The following is a 16611-nucleotide window of genomic DNA, read 5'->3' as shown; positions in this document are numbered from 1 at the left end:
GTCGATACGCCGGGCTCTGCCCGAGGCCTTGCCCTCTCAGGCAACTACGCCTATATCGCTGATGGTTCCTCCGGCCTGCAGATCGTCCTTCGCCAATGCGGCGACGACACTCCCGTCTTCCTCTCCAGCTTTGCCCTGTCCCTTTCTGCGGGTTGTATCAATGCGCACTGGGAAACTTCCTCCTTCAGCGACCCCTCCGAGTTTCGTCTGGAAGCAAGCTCGGAAGCGGGCAGCTACGATGTCGCCTATCAGGAGACCGCTCCGGGCATCTTTGAGGCGAACGACTGTTCCCTTGCACTTCAGACAGGTGGGAGTTTCCACTACCGGCTCTATTCTCGCGAAGAGGGCAGTGACTGGATCCTGATGCGCAGTGAGACTCTGCAAGTGGAAGCAGCACCTCTTGTCACCGCTTTGAAAACGGCTTTCCCGAACCCCTTCAACCCGGCAACAACCCTGCGTTTCACGGTGGACAGCCAGCAGCGGGTGCGCCTTGCCGTCTATGATATTGCAGGTCGTCATCGGGCACAGGTCGCCGACGAGACCTTCGATGCCGGCAATCACGAACTTCTCTGGCAAGCCCGCGATGATGCCGGCAGGCGGCTTCCCAGTGGAGTTTACCTGCTACGCATGGAGGTAGCCGGAAAGAGCGAGACACAGAAGCTGGTGCTCTTGCAGTGATAGGGAACGGCAGGTGTTACGCAGGACTGTTGCAACAAAAAAAGCCCCGGGGAAAACCCCGGGGCGAGGAATGCGGCTTTACCCGCCGTTCCAATACTAGTAGCTGGCCTTGACCTCACTCCAGGAGCTGTCCTCGGAAGGCGTGCTGCAGGCGTCGCCGCCATTGAAGCCTTCGATCAGGTACTCGCCGGAGCCACTGTAGCCGTCGACGATCAGGTAGAACTGATTGTCGGCATCGGCCGTGTAGTCGAAGGTGGAGCCGTCGGGGTAGGCATCGTCGCCCGCCACACAGCTGCCGACCACGTCCGTGCAATCGGTGACCAGATAGATCGAGTCATCGAAACCATCGGTGGTCATGGTGACCGAGAAGGTCTCGCCCGCGTCGAGGCAGAAGCTGTAGACAACATCCATGCCGCCAGCCGACCAACCGGTGCAGCCGCCGTACTCGGGATCGTAGTCGTTGTTCGCATCGACCGTGGAGCCGGCGATGGAGAAGGCGCCATTTTCAATCATGAGCGCACCATCACAGGTGTCGTTCTCCGGGGGCTCGGGAGGAACATAGCCGCCGCCGATTTCCACGGCGTCGAGTTCCTGGTCCGCACCGTCATCGCCCGCATAGCGGAAAGCGATTTCGACAGTCGCGCCAACCCAGGCCGCCAGATCAATGTCCACGATATCCCAGGCCCAGGAGCCGGCCAAGTTGTCGTTGTAGTAGTCATAGACAACCGCGCCATCAATCTCACAGGTCAGGTTCGCGTTCATCGACCAGTAGGCTGAACCCATGGTCGCAAAAGTCAGATGGTTTCCATCGAGCACCGTATAGGTGAAGGACAGAACCTCGTCCTGGGGGACACCATACTGCCAGTCAACATGCGCAGCATAGTCGCCGTCGAAGGCGGAAGCGCCCTGAACCCAGGTGTTGTCGGGGTTGGTGGTGCTCAGGGTCCAGCCAGCAGGCGGGAACACGCCCTCAAAGCTTTCGAACATGTCCCGGGGGCCATTGTCCATGCTCACCGGGTGGATCGGGTATTCCAGAGTCTTGGGAGGAAGCTTCGCCATGGCGCTCGCGGCCACGACCAGCATCATCGCAAGGAGGAACATCGTCTTGAAACGCATTTCAGGTCCTTTGATTGGGTTTCGGGATTTGCGGCCTCCTTGCCGCAGGGAAAATACCGCAGATGCCAAGGCAAAAGTCAGACCGGGCGGAGCCTTGATGTAGGAATTTTGGAAGCGCAAGAGCGGAAAGCACTTGGAGACTTGCTGTTTTTTCTGCCCACGGCTCTGTGGTGGATGCTTCCTGATCGTTTCGGGTAATTCCTGCCCGAGTGGGCAGACCTTGCCTCCGGGAGTTCAGAAAAGGTATAATCGCTCCGGGATCACGAAATCGGGAGCATTCCTTGAAACTCAGGCACCTACTCATTCTTTTGCTTCTCGCAAGCCCTGTGCTGGCGAGGCAAGTTCTTCTCTCCGAAGACTTTACAGCTTGGCCACCTCCGGGATGGTCTCTGGGTGCCCACTGGACCTGGAGCGACTGGTCCGACGGCTGTGCCCACAACAATGAGGATTGGGGCGAGTATTCCCTTTATTCGCCGGCGTTTTCCCTGATTCCCGGGCAGGAAGCCAGCCTGAGGTTTCGCATCTTTCAGGAGTGGGCCTGGGAATGGTTTGAGTACTACTACGATCGGCTGAATGTCTATCTCTCCACAGACGGTGGCGGCAACTGGATTCTCCTCGGCACGGTAGCCCATGAGACCGACGCCTGGTTCGAGGAGTATTTCGACCTTTCGGGCTTCAGTGGCGAGAACTGCCGACTGCGATTCGAACATCTGGGCGGAGGAGCTCACGGCAATCACATCGACTGGGTCTTTGTCGAAGGGCAGGAAGGAGATCCCGGCTCCCTGGAGAAACCCTACGATGAGTGCATCTTTCCCACGACCCACAATGCCTTCTGTCACACAGCCGATTACTGGTTTCCCAACCAGAACCATGACATTGCCCGGCAACTTTCCGATGGCATCAGGGCCCTGATGCTCGATGTCTATCCCGGCGATAACGGGCTATTGGTCTACCATGGTGATCCCCTTCTCGGGAGCGATGCGCTTCAGGACATTCTTGCTACTGTGATTCGTCCCTTTTTGGAGAGTAGCCCGCAGTCGGTTCTGACCCTTTTGCTCGAATGCTATGCGGAAAATGAGGACATCCTGGAGGAGTTCAGTTCCGCCGGCCTGATGCCCTGGCTTCACACGCAGGTTCCCGGGCAGCCCTGGCCCCGTTTGGAGGAGATGATTGCCTCGGGCCAGAGGCTGCTGGTCTTCAGCGATCGCGACTCCGGGATTCCCCTGCCCTGGCTTCATCCGATGTGGGACTTTTGCGTGGAGACTCATTTCTCGAACCACAGCATTCACGACTTTTCCTCGGACTTCAACCGGGGACACCCCGACAACGATCTCTTCATCCTCAACCATTTTATCACCGACAACACTTTCGGCACGGGAGTGGAGTCGGAAGCGATGCTCGCCAATGCCAATCCCTTTCTCCTGGATCGTTCGCTTCGCGTCTGGCGGGAGACGGGGAAGCGTCCCAATTTCCCGACCCTGGACTTTTACGACCACGGCCAGGTTTTCCCGCTTCGCTCAGTATTGAACCGGCTGGAGACAAGCGATGCGGTCGATGGCCTTCTGGGTCACTGGCCTCTTGACGGTTCTGCAGAAGATTTGAGCATCATCGGTCAAAGGGATGCGACGGCCTTTGGCGTAGACTGGGTGCAGGACGCAGAACAGGGTCTGGTGGCGGAACTCGACGGGCAGTCGGACTACCTTCGAATTCACTCCGGTAGCCTCACGCTTCCTGCGCTTGCCATGCACGAGATCACTGTGGCGATTCGTCTCCGACCGGACTCTTTCGAGGAGTGGGGTGGCTACCTCTCCTGCCTTCACGATACCGGGGACTATGAGAAAGGCTGGTGTCTGGGCAGTCGCAATGATCACTATTCCTTTGCCCTCATAAGCTGGTCGTCCTCCGGTCTGACTTACCTGCAGGCACCGCAGGCGGCACTTGCGGGAGAGTGGGTTCACCTGGCAGGGGTCTATGACGGTTCCACGATGACGCTCTATGTCGACGGGCAGGCCGTCGCTTCCAGCGGAGAACAGTCCGGATTCATCGACTATGCGAGCGATGGGGACTATGTCATCGGGGCCTATCAGGACGACGATGAGTTTTTCCCCCTTGATGGCCGGCTGTCGGATGCACGGGTCTATGCAAGGGCGCTCTCCGCTGCGGAGATCTCCGTACTCGCCGATCCTTCGACTTCCGCTCCCGGGTCTCCCCGGATTCTGGCTCTCTCTCGCCCCTGGCCGAATCCCTTCAACCCGGAGACTCGCCTGAGAGTTCGGGTGCCTGAGGGTGGAACGACCCTCCATGTTGCGATCTATGATGTTCGCGGTCGCGAGATTCGTGTGCTGGCCGAGGGTTTCCACGGGGAAGGAATCCATGAACTGCAGTGGCAGGGCCGGGATCAGCAGGGTCGGGAACTTGGTTCCGGGGTCTATTTCTGTCGCCTGAGATCGGGTCTCTTCGAGGAAAGTCGAAAACTGATTCTTCTTCGCTAGCCATGAATCAGAAAAAACGGCTCGGAGCTTGCAATACGAGCACCCGTCAGGACTCTTTCATTTTGACGACTTCGGCTTCCGGCGTTATCCTGCGCCGGTTCCGATGACCTTGTGCATGGAGGCGGAGGGGAAAGAATGGCAGGCAAGAAGGCCACAATTGACCAGGCGAGGGACACGGGCATGGCCCTGGTCCTGATCCTGCTTCTGGTGATGCATTTTAGTCACAGCGACCGCCTCCTGCTGGCGGCCATTGTTGCCATGGTGCTGACCATGGTCTGGCCGGCGATCTTCCGTCTACCGGCTCGCCTCTGGTTTGGATTCTCCCACATTCTGGGAACCGTGATTTCCAAAATCCTGCTCAGCGTGGTGTTCTTCGTGGTCGTCAGTCCGATCGGGCTTTTCCGGAAGCTGATCGGCAAGGATGCCATGAAAATGAAACAGTGGAAAAAGGGTCCGGAGTCTGCCTTCCGGAGCCGTGACCAGGTCTACCGGGCAGAAGATCTGGAAAAACCCTACTAGAAGAGGAACGATGGATTTTCTGAAAGATCTCTGGGGTTTCCTGAGGGAAAGGAAGAAGTTCTGGCTTCTTCCCATCATACTGACCCTCCTGCTCTTTGGCGTGTTGATCGTCCTGACCAGCGGTTCGGCGATCGCTCCTTTCATTTACACCTTGTTCTAGAGGGAGACCTGATGGCGCGCGCCATTCTCGGCATTTCGGCCTATTATCACGACAGTGCGGCGGCACTTCTGCTCGACGGCAAGATCATTGCCGCTGCCCACGAAGAGCGTTTTACGAGAAAGAAGCAGGATGCGAACTTTCCCGAGAACGCCATTCGCTATGTCCTCAGTGAGGCCGGACTGAAGGTGTCAGACCTGTCCGCCATTGCCTTCTATGACAAGCCCTATCTCAAGTTCGAGCGCCTGCTGGAAACCTATCATGCCTTTGCACCCCTGGGTCTTCGCAGTTTCCTTTCTGCCATTCCCGTGTGGATCAAGGAAAAGCTATTCATGAAGAAGATGCTCTGGGATTCGCTTCGCGAGATTGAAGGTGGTGACTTCGCGAAGAAGCCGCCGCTCCTCTTTCCGGAACATCACCTTTCCCACGCGGCGAGCGTTTTCTATCCCTCTCCTTTCAAGGAAGCGGCAATCCTGACCGTGGACGGAGTGGGCGAGTGGGCCACGACCACAATTGCTCACGGCAAGGGAAGTGAGATTCGCATTCTCCGCGAGTTGGCCTTCCCGCATTCTCTGGGTCTTCTCTACTCGGCCTTTACCTACTATTGCGGTTTCCGCGTGAACAGTGGCGAGTACAAACTGATGGGTCTTGCTCCCTATGGTGGCTACGGCGAGGACCGGGTTGCGGAGTTCCGGGAGAAGATTCTCGATGAGTTGGTGGACCTGAAAGACGACGGCTCTCTGTTGCTGAACATGGATTACTTCGACTATGCGACCGGCCTGAAAATGTGCCGTGATGATCGCTGGACCCGGCTCTTCGGCATTCCGCCTCGGCCCTCCGAGTCGGACATCAGCCAGCCCTACATGGATATGGCCATGGCCATTCAGCAGGTGACCGAGGAAGTGGTCATGCGTCTTGCGTTGACAGCCAGAGACTTGACGGGTTCAAGGAATCTGGTTCTGGCCGGCGGTGTTGCCCTCAACTGTGTCGCCAATGGAAAACTGCTTCGCAGCGGCGAGTTCGATGATCTCTGGATACAGCCTGCTGCGGGAGATGCCGGTGGTGCCCTCGGGGCCGCCTATTCGGCCTACTATGCCTGGGCGGGTGCGGAGAGGGTGCAAGGCAAAGACGGGCAGGACGAGATGCAGGGTTCCTATCTCGGTCCCGGATTTCATGACGAGGATGTTCACCGGATGAGCCGCAAGTACGGGAACAACACTCCGATGAAACACTACCCGGACTTTGACCGGATGATCTCCGATGTGTCCGCCCTGCTGGATGAAGGCAAGATAGTCGGTTGGTTTCAGGGCAGGATGGAGTGGGGTCCCCGCGCCTTGGGCAACCGCAGCATTCTCGGCGACTCCCGGCATCCCGAAATGCAGAAGCGCCTGAACCTCAAGATCAAGTACCGCGAGGGGTTTCGTCCCTTTGCTCCTTCGGTCATGATTGAGGATGTAAACGAGTACTTCGAGCTGGAGCGCTCGAGTTCGCCCTACATGCAACTGGTGGTTCCCGTGCGAGCAAAGCGCGTGAACGAGTATCCGCCGGAGTATGCCGACAAGGGTCTCTATGAACGACTGTATTTCCTGCGCTCGGACATTCCTGCGGTAACGCATATCGACTACTCGGCGCGGATTCAGACCGTTCACCGGGAAACCAATGAGCGCTACTGGAAACTGATCGAGGCTTTCAAGGAGCGCACAGGTTACGGCCTGCTCGTGAACACCAGCTTCAATGTGCGCGGGGAGCCGATTGTCTGCACTCCCGAAGATGCCTACAAGTGCTTCATGCGCACGGAAATGGACTATCTGGTTATCGGCGACTACCTCTTCGACAAGAGCGAGCAGCCGGACTGGTCGGACCAGGAAGACTGGCAGCAGATTTACGAACTCGACTAGGGGGTTTCGTGAGCAAGGAACGCTCGTCTTTCCGCATGGCAATGTCGGCTCTTCTCTTCGCCCTGATCGCGGTTCTTCTATTACTGGAAGTCGGCATCCGCACTCGCGATGCTTTTGGTGGCTACGGCTTCTTTTCCTCCCATCGAAATGCGCTGAAGTCCGACTACTCGCCCATGCGACCCTTCCGCACCTTTGGCTTCGACCTGTACAAGGAAGTCGAGGGGGAACGCTTCATCCGCGATCGCTATGGAAAGCTCTTTCCTTTCGCAAAGGAAGACGGTGTTTTTCGCATCGTCTGTTTCGGTGGTTCGACTACGGAGAACCTGCCGGCCTGGCGATCGGACAGTACGCACTATCCATTGCAGTTGGGAGAAACGCTGCGAGAGGTCAACGGGCGCAGGATCGAAGTGATCAACCTGGGCTACTCGGCCTACGCCACGCCGCACTCCCTGATTCTTCTGGAACTGGATGTCCTGAGCTGGGATGCGGACCTTGTGATCCTCAGCCACAACTTCAACGACCTGCTCGCGGCCTGGTGGCCCGGCTTCGTCCCGGACTATTCGAACAAGTATTCCTATCCGCTCTATGGAATGCCGGATTACGGAAGCCGCTTCACGGTTCCCAGCGTGCTGTTTCAACACAGTCAGCTCTACTGGTTCGTCAAGCGCCGGGTCGACAAGATGCTCGCATCGCGGGAAGTGTTTGAATTACGCAGGGCCAGCATTGGAGAGGAGCCCCTTGCGGAAGCAGCTTCTGTTTTCGAAAGAAACCTGCGGAGCTTTTCCGTGCTTGCCGCGGCCAATGGCGTGAAGGTGCTACTCGGAAACCAGGCTCGGGAAGACAGCGAAGAGATGTTCCTCGAGCATATGCGCTTCAAACCCTTCAACGAGTTTCTGCTTTATCCCAGGCACGAGGAATACCTCCGTCACCATCATCGCTACAATGAGATCATACGCAGCGTGGCCGGGGAGACGGGAGCCCTCTTTGCGGACAACCATCGTTCCCTCGCCGGTCGTCGCGAGCACTTTCGCGACTTTGTCCATTACACGCCTCTGGGTATCACTGCTCTGGCCAGGAACTACGCAAAGACCATCCTGGAAAGTGGCGTGATGGACTAGGGTTGTAGCCCTCCCCCGCTTGTGTATTTCCCCTCAGTTTGTCATCTTTTCAAATATGGCACGACTTTACACCATTGAGGATCGCCCATCAGCGGGGCTTGCCGGTGAGCGCGTGGTTCTGGCGGGCTTCGGCAACCAGGCTCGCGCCCATGCGGCCAACCTACGGGATTCGGGAGCGAATCTTGCGCTGGCCCTTCGCGAAAGCGGGGAGTCCGCGGCGAGAGCTCGCGGTGAAGGTTACGAGGTTCTGGGACTCGAGGAAGGCGCAGCAGAGGCGGATCTCTTTGTCCTGCTGATTCCCGACGAGTCCCAGCCGGATTTCTATCGCTCCCTGGAATCCCGCTTGAAGCCCGGCACGGCTCTGGGTTTTGCTCACGGCTTTGCCATCGGTTTTGGTCTGATAGAAGTTCGCAAGGATCTGGACTGTTTTCTTGTGGCTCCCAAGGCCCAGGGACTGAAAGTCCGCGAACTCTTTGAGGAAGGAAAGGGAGCCGCCGCTCTCATTTCTGTACATCAGGATGCCTCGGGTCGCGCCATGGAGCGGGCCCTGTCCTATGCCGATGCCATTGGCTGTTTGCGGAGTGCTGCCTTTGAGACCAGCTTTCGGGAAGAGGCGGTCAGCGATCTTTTCGGCGAGCAGGCCGTGCTATGCGGGGGAATGAGCGAACTGATTCGCGCTTCCTTCGACACTCTGGTCGACGCCGGCTATAGTCCGGAGATTGCCTACTTCGAAACTCTTCACGAGATGAAGATTCTGGCCGACCTGATCTACCGGAAGGGTATCGACGGAATGCGCCGCCACATCAGCGGAACCGCACTCTACGGTGACCTCAGTCGCGGGCGAAGAGTGATCGACGAAGGCACGAGAAAACGGCTTCGCGATATGCTGAAAGAGATCGAGAGCGGGGAGTTCGCCCGGGAGTGGATGGACGAGCATCGCAGTGGCCGTCCCCTGATCGGGAAACGCATGGACGAAGATGCGCAACATGAAATCGAAAGTGCGGGGAAGAAGGTTCGAAGCCTGATGCCCTGGCTCGAGGAGAAGGAATGAAGAGAAGTTCGATAAGCCTGATCCTGCTGGTTCTGATGGCATCCTCCCTGTCTGCCCAGTCGCCCCAAGAGAGTGCCCGGGTCGACAGCACTTTCCTCACCGAATCGGGGAAGAAGGTGCGTTTTCAGGGAGAGTTGGGCGCCAGTGATCTCAGTGGCGAACTTCGCGCCGAGGCTCTGTCCGATGACCGGCTTCCCCGGGGCTACGGCTGGGAGACCCTTCGCGACTGGAAAGAGGGCGACCTTCGCCCGGCTCCCCTTGTCGAGGACGGTCGTGTTCGCTCCGAGTTTTTCTCCCTGGAATACCCGACGGCCTTTCGAACTCTGGTGGCCCTGAGCTTTCTGGAATACACCGACTTTGTCTACTTCACGATTCTCGAGCGTCTGGGATGGTCGCTGGATCGGGTGGTTCCCCTGGAAACCTGCTGGGATCCCGCTGCCTATCGCAAGCACTGGGATCTGCCCTGGTGGGTGCCGGGTGTCGTCCGGGACGGCAAGATTCTGGTTCAGCCCATGAGCATGCTGATGAGTCGCGGTCTCGCCATGGAAACCCTGACGCACCTCTATGTGGAACTTCTTCTTCGCGAGAAAACCCAGGCGCGGCTTCCCGACTGGTTCATCTATGGGGCCGGGGCCTTCTTCGGCGATGAGGGCTGGGTGCTGGAAGGACAGGTGGAGGTTCTCCAGCGAAACTATGAAATTCGCTGCGAGCAGGGCACGATGATCCGCGACCTGAACCTTCATCGTGATCCTGCCGTGATCGCAGCAGGGGCCGACGATGAGGATGCCCGCTGCCGAAGCCGCATTGCCTACTGGCGTGCCTTTCGATTGATGCAGAACATCCTGCTTCAGGAAGGGCAGAAGACCTTTGCCGCAATGGTCGACAGCATGGAGTCCGATCCCGCGCTGGACTTCGAGGCGGCGCTACAGGCTCATTACGGAATGAGCCTCCAGCAACTGGTCAGCAAACACGAACCCTGGAACTAGCATGAGCATTCGCCTTCGCTTCGCCCCGAGCCCCACGGGTTTTCTCCATGTGGGAGGTGCTCGCACGGCACTTTACAACTGGCTCTATGCCCGCAAGACCGGCGGGAAGTTCATCCTGAGAATCGAGGACACCGACGCCGAAAGAAGCAGTGCCGATATGGTCACGGCAATCCTCGACGGTCTGCGCTGGCTGGGGCTGGACTGGGATGAAGGCCCGGACAAGGGAGGCGAGTACGGGCCTTACTTTCAAAGCGAACGCCGGGAGCTTTACCAGACAGAAGCAGAGAGACTCCTGGCCGATGACCGTGCCTATCCCTGTTTTTGTAATGAAGCTGAACTGGAAAAGCATCGCGACGAATCCGCCTACAATGGCCACTGCGCTCGACTTGCCCCCGGCGAGCGGCAGGCCTTTTTGAAGGAGGGCCGCCCCCATGCCCTGAGGTTCCGTGCGCCGAAGGAGGGCGAGACCCTTCTCTATGACCAGATCCGTGGCAAGATGGAGTTTCAGAATGAGCTCTTCGAGGACTTCGTCATCATCAAGAGCGACGGTCTTCCTTCCTACAATTTTGCCGTGGTGGTCGATGACCATGCGATGGAGATCAGCCATGTGGTTCGGGGCGATGATCATATCAGCAACACGCCTCGCCACCTGATGCTCTACGAAGCTCTCGGCTATCGTATTCCGAAGTTTGCGCACCTGCCGATGATTCTCGGGGAAGACAAGAGTCGTCTTTCGAAGCGTCATGGGGCGACGAGTCTGGGCGACTTTGCCGGGCAGGGGATTCTCCCCGAGGGCATGATGAACTACCTGGCGCTCCTTGGATGGAGCCTGGACGGCAAGACCGAGTTCTTTAGCGCGAAGAAACTGGTCGATGCTTTCAGTCTGAAGCGTGTCGGTTCTAATCCCTCGGTTTTTGATCCCGAGAAACTCGCCTGGCTAAGCGGCGAGCATTTCAAACGACTGGACCCCAAAGCCAAGGTGGAGGGCTGTTACGAGCATCTCCTTTCTTCCGGTCTGGAGCTTCCCCCGCTGGAGAAAGTGCGCGAGCGACTGGCGAGGATTGTGAAACTCTTCGGCAATCGCCTGAAGAGCTATGCCGATGCTTTGGATTTGGGTGCGTCTCATTTCTTTGCGGAGTTTCCCGATTACGATTCCGAAGCCGTCGAGGAGCATCTTTCCTCAGATTCCGAGGCCCGTTTGCAGGCCCTTGCTGACTCCTGGGAAAAACTGGGCGAGTTTTCGTCTTCGGAACTCGAGGCTTCCCTTCGCTCTTTGGCCGAGTCCATGGGTCTCGGTGCTGCGGATCTCATCCATCCCCTTCGGGTCGCTTTGACCGGTCGCAGAAGAAGCCCCGACCTCTTCGGGCTCTGCGAGATTCTGGGGCAAGAGATCGTGATTGCGCGCCTTCGAAAGCAGGCTTGGCGAAAGTAAGGCGAGGGTCTTGCGAAGCGCCCCCGATCCTGCTAGTTTCCTGCCTGCATTGCCCCGTCGTCTAACGGCAGGACAACGGTTTCTGGTATCGTTGATCGAGGTTCGAATCCTTGCGGGGCAACCATTTCGGTGAGAGAAGTCTCTGGCTCGTTCAGTGACTTCGCGGCAGGTCGCATGTCGAAACCACCGCGCTTATGGCCCATTCGTCTAGCGGTTAGGACGCCGGGTTCTCGACCCGGTAACAGGGGTTCGATTCCCCTATGGGCTACCATGAAAAACCCGCCTCCACGGAGGCGGGTTTCTTTATGGACTGCATTGAACCACATGCTATTTCATAAGCAGCATCTTCCGACTCTGCTGACTTCCCTCAAAGCGCAGACGGCTGAAGTAGATGCCGCTTCCCACAGCCCTTCCCTTTTCATCCCGCCCGTCCCAGAGGAGGGAGTGGTCTCCCGCTTCCTGGAAGCCGTCGAGCAGATCCCTCACAAGCCTTCCCTGCAAGTCGAAGACCCGCAGGCTTGCTTCGCCTGCATGCGGAAGCTGATAGCGGATCGTGGTCGAGGGATTGAAGGGGTTCGGGTAGTTGAATCCCAGGGAGAAAAGGGCAGGAGTGTCTCCGGCGGCGGTGGACCCATTGCTTGCGCCCGGGGTGGGTTCGCTGAAGAAGACCCATGGCTCGCCGCCGTCGCTCTCACGACCCTCGCTGACATCGGCCGATTGTGCGCCGAAGACATAGCTGTCGATCAAGTCATTGCCTGCGGCTACACGCCCGAAGAGGCCGACCTCTTCGCCTCCACCCGAGAGCTTGAAGTTCGTGTGAAGGGGACCGTCGCTTTCATCGTTGTCGCACCAGATGACCAGAAAGCCCCCGGCGGCGATGCTGGTATCCGGAATGGCCCACATGGTCGTCTGCAAAAGGTCGTCCGTCAGATAGAGACCACCCAGCTCGATAGCCTCCACACCCGGATTGTAGATCTCCAGCCAGTCTTCGTAGGAACCCATCTCGTCCTGAATGCCAGTGTTGTTGAGGGCGACGAACTCGTTGATGTAAAGCAGGATCTCTTCCGGCTCTTCGGGGTTCTCGTTCTCCGCGCCCGGCGTAGCGGCTCCCAGAATCATCCAGTCACCGCTAGCGTCGGGCCAGCGTCCCCAACTGAGGTCTTCGGCCAGGGGATCGAAGCCGGTTTCGTCTACAATCTCACCGTCTGAGAGGAGATACACGCACTCGCCGTCAGCGGAGAGCTTGAAGTCCGCATGCAGTGGTCCCTGTACGCTTTCATCATCGCACCAGACAAGCAGGTACTCGCCGGGGGCAAGACTGGTGTCGGGGAAGACAAAGGCATCGGGGCTGTAGAGATCGTCCGTCAGGCTCATCCCTGCCAGATTCAGGGCAGCATCTCCCCTGTTCGTGATTTCCAGCCAGTCGTCGTAGCCCCCGAACTCGTCGGCCAGGGTCGTGGCGTTGTCGGCCATCAGCTCATTGAGCACAAGGTCAGCGGGAGCGCTGGCACTTCCCAGAATGCCGAGCAGGTGGTCATGGCGATCCCGGATGAAAGGCTCCAGCCCGGGAATCCCTCCGCCCGGCCCTCCGGTGAGATCCACGCTCATGGCGTTCTCAAAATGCGCGGTCGTGTAGACCATCTTCGTGTCGGCGTAGACCCAGGGACGCACGAGATCGCGCAGTTCTTCCATGCGGGCAACAAGACTGTCCGGGTTGGCGTAGCCGTCCATCATCGAGCGAAGATAGCCGAAGAAAAGCTCCCGATACTCCGGCTCCCCATACAGTTTGAAGCCCAGAGGACGGCTGTGCCCCGGATAACTGAGCCAGAGAGGGCCGAGGTTCTTGAGCTGGGAGATGGGCATACCCATGCTGAAACAGCCCCAGGCCTCGTTGGCATCCCAGGGGATGAAGACAAAGCGACCGTCGCTGTCCCGATCATAGAAGTAGAAGTTGTGCCCGCTTCCCGAATAGCTGTCGAGGTTGACGGTCAGGATGTTCAGGGCCAGCATCCCGAGCGCGCTTCCCAGATCCAGGCGGGAGGGAAGTGAATCGGGGATTTCTGACTGGGGGATGTTGTCGAGGACATTGACCAGATCGACCAGTTGCGACCAGTCGTTCTCTTCCTCATTGGATTTCAGTTCGTAGTGGTCGTAGTAGTCACTCTCGTTGGGACCGCGCCACTGGAGATCTCCATGGGGGTCTCCCTTGAAGAGGTTCCCGTCTTCGCTGAAACCAAAGCGGCTTTCGATGAACTCGTTGTTCACGCCTTCAATGAGGTCGTAGAGACCCCAGTACTCGCCATTGATGTAGAGGGCCGCATAGTTTGCCCGGATCATGGGCATGCCGATCGAAGCACCCAACTCCGCAAAGCACTTTTCACGAGTAAAGGAAGGATCCTTGAAGGCATTGTTCAGGTAGAGCTTCTCAATGCCCTCGATGTTCTGGTTGTCGATGTACTCGTTGAGATCCAGCTTGAAGGACTTCTTCTCGCCGTAGTAGCTCCAGTAACTGCTGTTTCCCTTGAAGCGCACGCCGATGGAGTCGTAGTGGACGCCCTCCCAGTCAAACTCGCAGGACATAAAGAGCGGGTCGTCGATATGGTCTTCAAAGTTGACGGTAAGCGAATCCCACCAGCCCTCCTGGGGGAAGGTCAGATGGATCTCGTGTACAGCGTCTTCCGTGAAAAGTGGATGGCTGTCCTGAGGATAGTCGGCCAGTGCGGGAGTTGCAAAGAGCAGGACCAGAAGAAAAGGGGTTCCGGATTTCATAGCTTCCTTTGCTGAGAGAGTGGGGGTTCTCTGTAGGACACTCGGGGCGGGGCGCTCGTGGCGACACTCGTGGCGTCAATTATAGCACAGGAGCGGGTCGGCGGGTGTAGGGGGGCTTACAGGGGGGGGCGATGCGTTTGTCTCTATGGCATGATCGATACATGTTGCCAGGGCTCTCGTGTGGTATCACAATCATTGTTGCACTGAAACAATGCTGGGCCATCTGAGCAGGAGGACCGACATATGAAATACTTTCTCGGGCTCTTTGTGCTGATAGCCTTGGTGGTAGCGCTTGTCTTGTGCCAGGGCAGTGTGCCCGATGTCCGTGATCCTGTTGTGCGGGTATTCGGTGGTGCCGGCGAGGTTTCAGGTTCATTGTCGATCGTAGACTTGGGGCAGACTCAGATCATGGTCGATTGTGGTGCATACTATCCTCACGGTAGCGGAACCGCAGAAAAGAGAGCCGAGCGAGCATCTAAAAAGAACAACATCATCCCAGAGTTGGCGAGTCAGTGCCAATACCTGATCTGGACTCACGCCCATCTCGATCACATTGGTCGCACTCCACTTCTCGTTCGGAAAGGATTTCAGGGTTCAATCCTGACAACGCAGGGTACTGCAACACTGGCCTCGGTGATGCTCGATATGCAAGTGCGGTACGATGCCAATAGGGTCCGCAATTGGGCGTGGTCCACCTTCGGTTTCAGAAAGAGGGCTCCCAGAGTTGTTATCAAGCCACACTGGCATCCAAGCTGCAGATATGCCCAGAAGATCTCTCAGCGAAATCTGGCAACGCGCACCAGTAGCCTGAAGGAACTCAGGGGGTATCTGGCCAACCTGGACGGTCGCAAGGTTGTGGTTTCTCCCTGCAGAATGTGCTCTCAAATGGAAGTCGATGCGATCTTGTCTCTGGTGCGAACTTTTCCATTCGAAAGAGACATCCAGTTAGACAGCAATACGACACTTCGGTTTCTGCGGGCCGGACACATTCCAGGCTCGGCAAGTGCCCTGATCGAGTCTGTAGTTGAAGGCCCTGCCAAACGGATTCTTTTTTCAGGGGATCTCGGGAACGAGATTTCCTTGCTGGCACCCGGCCCGAGCCCAGCGCCGGAGGCGGATGCGGTTTTCGTGGAAGCAACCTACGGCAACTTCACGCGCGATCCTGATACAATTGACCAGCACGAGGTATTCCGGTCAGATGTTGCGGAGACACTGCGCGGTGGTGGCGTAGCGTGGATCCCTGCCTTCGCCCTGGACAGAACACAGAAGATTCTCTATGAGCTTACATTGGCTCAGGAGGAAGGTTTGATTTCCGGGCAGATTCCCATCTTCATTCCATCGCCTTCGGCGGCGAACATCACAAGCCTCTATCAAACCAACCAAACGGAGGGCTGGTTTAACGATGCTGTTGAGCGCAACAGGAATGCATTTAGGCCATTAGGTCTAAAGGAACGGCTTCCCAAGGGCCCGTTGAAGGGACCCGCAATCGTGATCAGCACAAGCGGGATGATGGACACAGCCTATTCGGCGCGTATTGCCCCCGTTCTTCAAGACCCAAGCACGACGGTCTTTCTTGTTGGATATCAGGATCCTGGTACGCCAGGAGGAAAGTTGAGGAGTGGAAGCCGCAGTGTCTTTGTCGGTGGAAAGAAGTTTGAAGTTGCTGCAGACGTAAAGACCTATGGTTGCTTCTCAGGACATGGCGATGCATCCGAGATCGATCATTGGCTTTCCAAGCAAAGCACAGGTACTACTGTAGTTCTCGTCCATGGGGAAGGATCGGATTTGGCGGAGCGTGCCAATGGCTTGATGTCCCTGTTCAATGTGGTTATCGCACAACCTGGCGAGGCGATCTCGGTCGAGTGAACTCTGGTTCCATTTGACATTTAATCTGCTCTCCAAAAGGACTGAACGGAGAAGCCGGTCCTCATGGTTCCATGGGAGTGATTTCGACTATACTGGACCGTTGGTATCGCTCTCACGACCTCTACCTCGGTCACAATCCCCTCTCTAGCAGGGAGAAATTCCGACGGAGTTCCGCACGAAGGGAACCGGGAAGTCCAAGAAGGTCACAATCCCTTCTCTAGCAGGGAGAAATTCCGACTTGTCGGTGCTGTTTTGATGGCTGTAAATACACCATCTTTGTCACAATCCCTTCTCTAGCAGGGAGAAATTCCGACAATCGCGCATGCGACTGCTGAGGATGTCGAGGACCGAAAGGGTCACAATCCCTTCTCTAGCAGGGAGAAATTCCGACGCCTGACGCTAAAGGTTTTGACACGGTAAAAGCGTTCGTGAAGTCACAATCCCTTCTCTAGCAGGGAGAAATTCCGACGGAACCTTATTCTTTTCCGAACGGGGAAGCTAGAAAAGATGTTGTCACAATCCCTTCTCT

12 protein-coding genes, 2 tRNA genes and 1 CRISPR repeat array are annotated in these 16611 nt (G+C 57.3%); of the genes, 12 read left to right on the top strand and 2 right to left on the bottom strand.

Annotation, left to right across the window (positions count from 1 at the left end):
- The coding region (locus QGH30_09575; protein MDP7022582.1) for a T9SS type A sorting domain-containing protein at positions 1–678 on the top strand (678 nt) is incomplete at its 5' end.
- A gap of 96 nt (positions 679–774) precedes the next feature.
- Here QGH30_09575 and QGH30_09570 read toward each other — a convergent pair.
- Positions 775–1794 (bottom strand): hypothetical protein, encoded by a 1020-nt coding sequence (locus tag QGH30_09570; protein ID MDP7022581.1) that lies wholly within the window; start codon positions 1792–1794, stop codon positions 775–777.
- A 281-nt stretch (positions 1795–2075) separates the two neighbouring features.
- Here QGH30_09570 and QGH30_09565 point away from each other — a divergent pair, with 281 nt between their 5' ends.
- The 10 genes from QGH30_09565 to QGH30_09520 all read left to right on the top strand — a co-directional run bounded on the left by QGH30_09565 (position 2076) and on the right by QGH30_09520 (position 11718).
- Positions 2076–4286 (top strand): FlgD immunoglobulin-like domain containing protein, encoded by a 2211-nt coding sequence (locus QGH30_09565; GenBank protein ID MDP7022580.1) that lies wholly within the window; start codon positions 2076–2078, stop codon positions 4284–4286.
- 135 nt (positions 4287–4421) lie between these two features.
- A complete protein-coding gene (locus QGH30_09560) occupies positions 4422–4805 on the top strand; it encodes an SxtJ family membrane protein (protein ID MDP7022579.1) in 384 nt (127 codons plus the stop codon).
- A 10-nt stretch (positions 4806–4815) separates the two neighbouring features.
- On the top strand, positions 4816–4965 hold the full coding sequence (locus tag QGH30_09555) for a DUF5989 family protein (protein ID MDP7022578.1): 150 nt from the start codon (positions 4816–4818) through the stop codon (positions 4963–4965).
- 11 nt (positions 4966–4976) lie between these two features.
- Positions 4977–6860, top strand: coding sequence for a carbamoyltransferase (locus QGH30_09550; protein ID MDP7022577.1), 1884 nt, complete (start codon positions 4977–4979; stop codon positions 6858–6860).
- Positions 6861–6868: 8 nt separating this feature from the next.
- Positions 6869–7978 carry an SGNH/GDSL hydrolase family protein gene (locus tag QGH30_09545; protein MDP7022576.1) on the top strand — a complete coding sequence of 370 codons (1110 nt, stop codon included), beginning with the start codon at positions 6869–6871 and terminating at the stop codon, positions 7976–7978.
- Positions 7979–8033: 55 nt separating this feature from the next.
- Entirely contained in the window at positions 8034–9029 is a 996-nt protein-coding gene (gene ilvC, locus QGH30_09540) for a ketol-acid reductoisomerase (GenBank protein ID MDP7022575.1), read from the top strand.
- A complete protein-coding gene (locus QGH30_09535; protein MDP7022574.1) occupies positions 9026–10015 on the top strand; it encodes a hypothetical protein in 990 nt (329 codons plus the stop codon). The genes ilvC and QGH30_09535 overlap by 4 nt, the downstream gene beginning before the upstream one ends.
- 1 nt (position 10016) lies before the next feature.
- Entirely contained in the window at positions 10017–11447 is a 1431-nt protein-coding gene (gene gltX, locus QGH30_09530) for a glutamate--tRNA ligase (GenBank protein MDP7022573.1), read from the top strand.
- Between the two features lie 50 nt (positions 11448–11497).
- Positions 11498–11571: transfer RNA gene (locus tag QGH30_09525), tRNA-Gln, on the top strand.
- A gap of 72 nt (positions 11572–11643) precedes the next feature.
- Positions 11644–11718 (top strand) — tRNA-Glu (locus QGH30_09520).
- A 56-nt stretch (positions 11719–11774) separates the two neighbouring features.
- On the opposite strand, the gene QGH30_09515 is transcribed toward QGH30_09520, so the two are convergent.
- Positions 11775–14216, bottom strand: a complete 2442-nt coding sequence (locus QGH30_09515; GenBank protein MDP7022572.1) for a CotH kinase family protein — start codon at positions 14214–14216, stop codon at positions 11775–11777.
- A gap of 243 nt (positions 14217–14459) precedes the next feature.
- Here QGH30_09515 and QGH30_09510 point away from each other — a divergent pair, with 243 nt between their 5' ends.
- Positions 14460–16082 (top strand): MBL fold metallo-hydrolase, encoded by a 1623-nt coding sequence (locus tag QGH30_09510; GenBank protein ID MDP7022571.1) that lies wholly within the window; start codon positions 14460–14462, stop codon positions 16080–16082.
- Positions 16083–16211: 129 nt separating this feature from the next.
- Positions 16212–16551: direct repeats of the CRISPR family, unit length 36 nt; unit sequence GTCACAATCCCTTCTCTAGCAGGGAGAAATTCCGAC.
- Positions 16552–16611 lie beyond the last annotated feature (60 nt).

The organism is Candidatus Krumholzibacteriia bacterium, assembly GCA_030748535.1.
Lineage (GTDB): Bacteria > Krumholzibacteriota > Krumholzibacteriia > JACNKJ01 > JACNKJ01 > JASMLU01.
This window is presented reverse-complemented; position numbering and strand designations above follow the sequence as displayed.

Coding starts and splice junctions, on each gene's coding strand:
- QGH30_09570 (MDP7022581.1), bottom strand. CDS start 1,794: ATGCGTTTCAAGACGATGTTCCTCCTTGCGATGATGCTGGTCGTGGCC.
- QGH30_09560 (MDP7022579.1), top strand. CDS start 4,422: ATGGCAGGCAAGAAGGCCACAATTGACCAGGCGAGGGACACGGGCATG.
- QGH30_09555 (MDP7022578.1), top strand. CDS start 4,816: ATGGATTTTCTGAAAGATCTCTGGGGTTTCCTGAGGGAAAGGAAGAAG.
- QGH30_09550 (MDP7022577.1), top strand. CDS start 4,977: ATGGCGCGCGCCATTCTCGGCATTTCGGCCTATTATCACGACAGTGCG.
- ilvC (MDP7022575.1), top strand. CDS start 8,034: ATGGCACGACTTTACACCATTGAGGATCGCCCATCAGCGGGGCTTGCC.
- QGH30_09535 (MDP7022574.1), top strand. CDS start 9,026: ATGAAGAGAAGTTCGATAAGCCTGATCCTGCTGGTTCTGATGGCATCC.
- gltX (MDP7022573.1), top strand. CDS start 10,017: ATGAGCATTCGCCTTCGCTTCGCCCCGAGCCCCACGGGTTTTCTCCAT.
- QGH30_09515 (MDP7022572.1), bottom strand. CDS start 14,216: ATGAAATCCGGAACCCCTTTTCTTCTGGTCCTGCTCTTTGCAACTCCC.
- QGH30_09510 (MDP7022571.1), top strand. CDS start 14,460: ATGAAATACTTTCTCGGGCTCTTTGTGCTGATAGCCTTGGTGGTAGCG.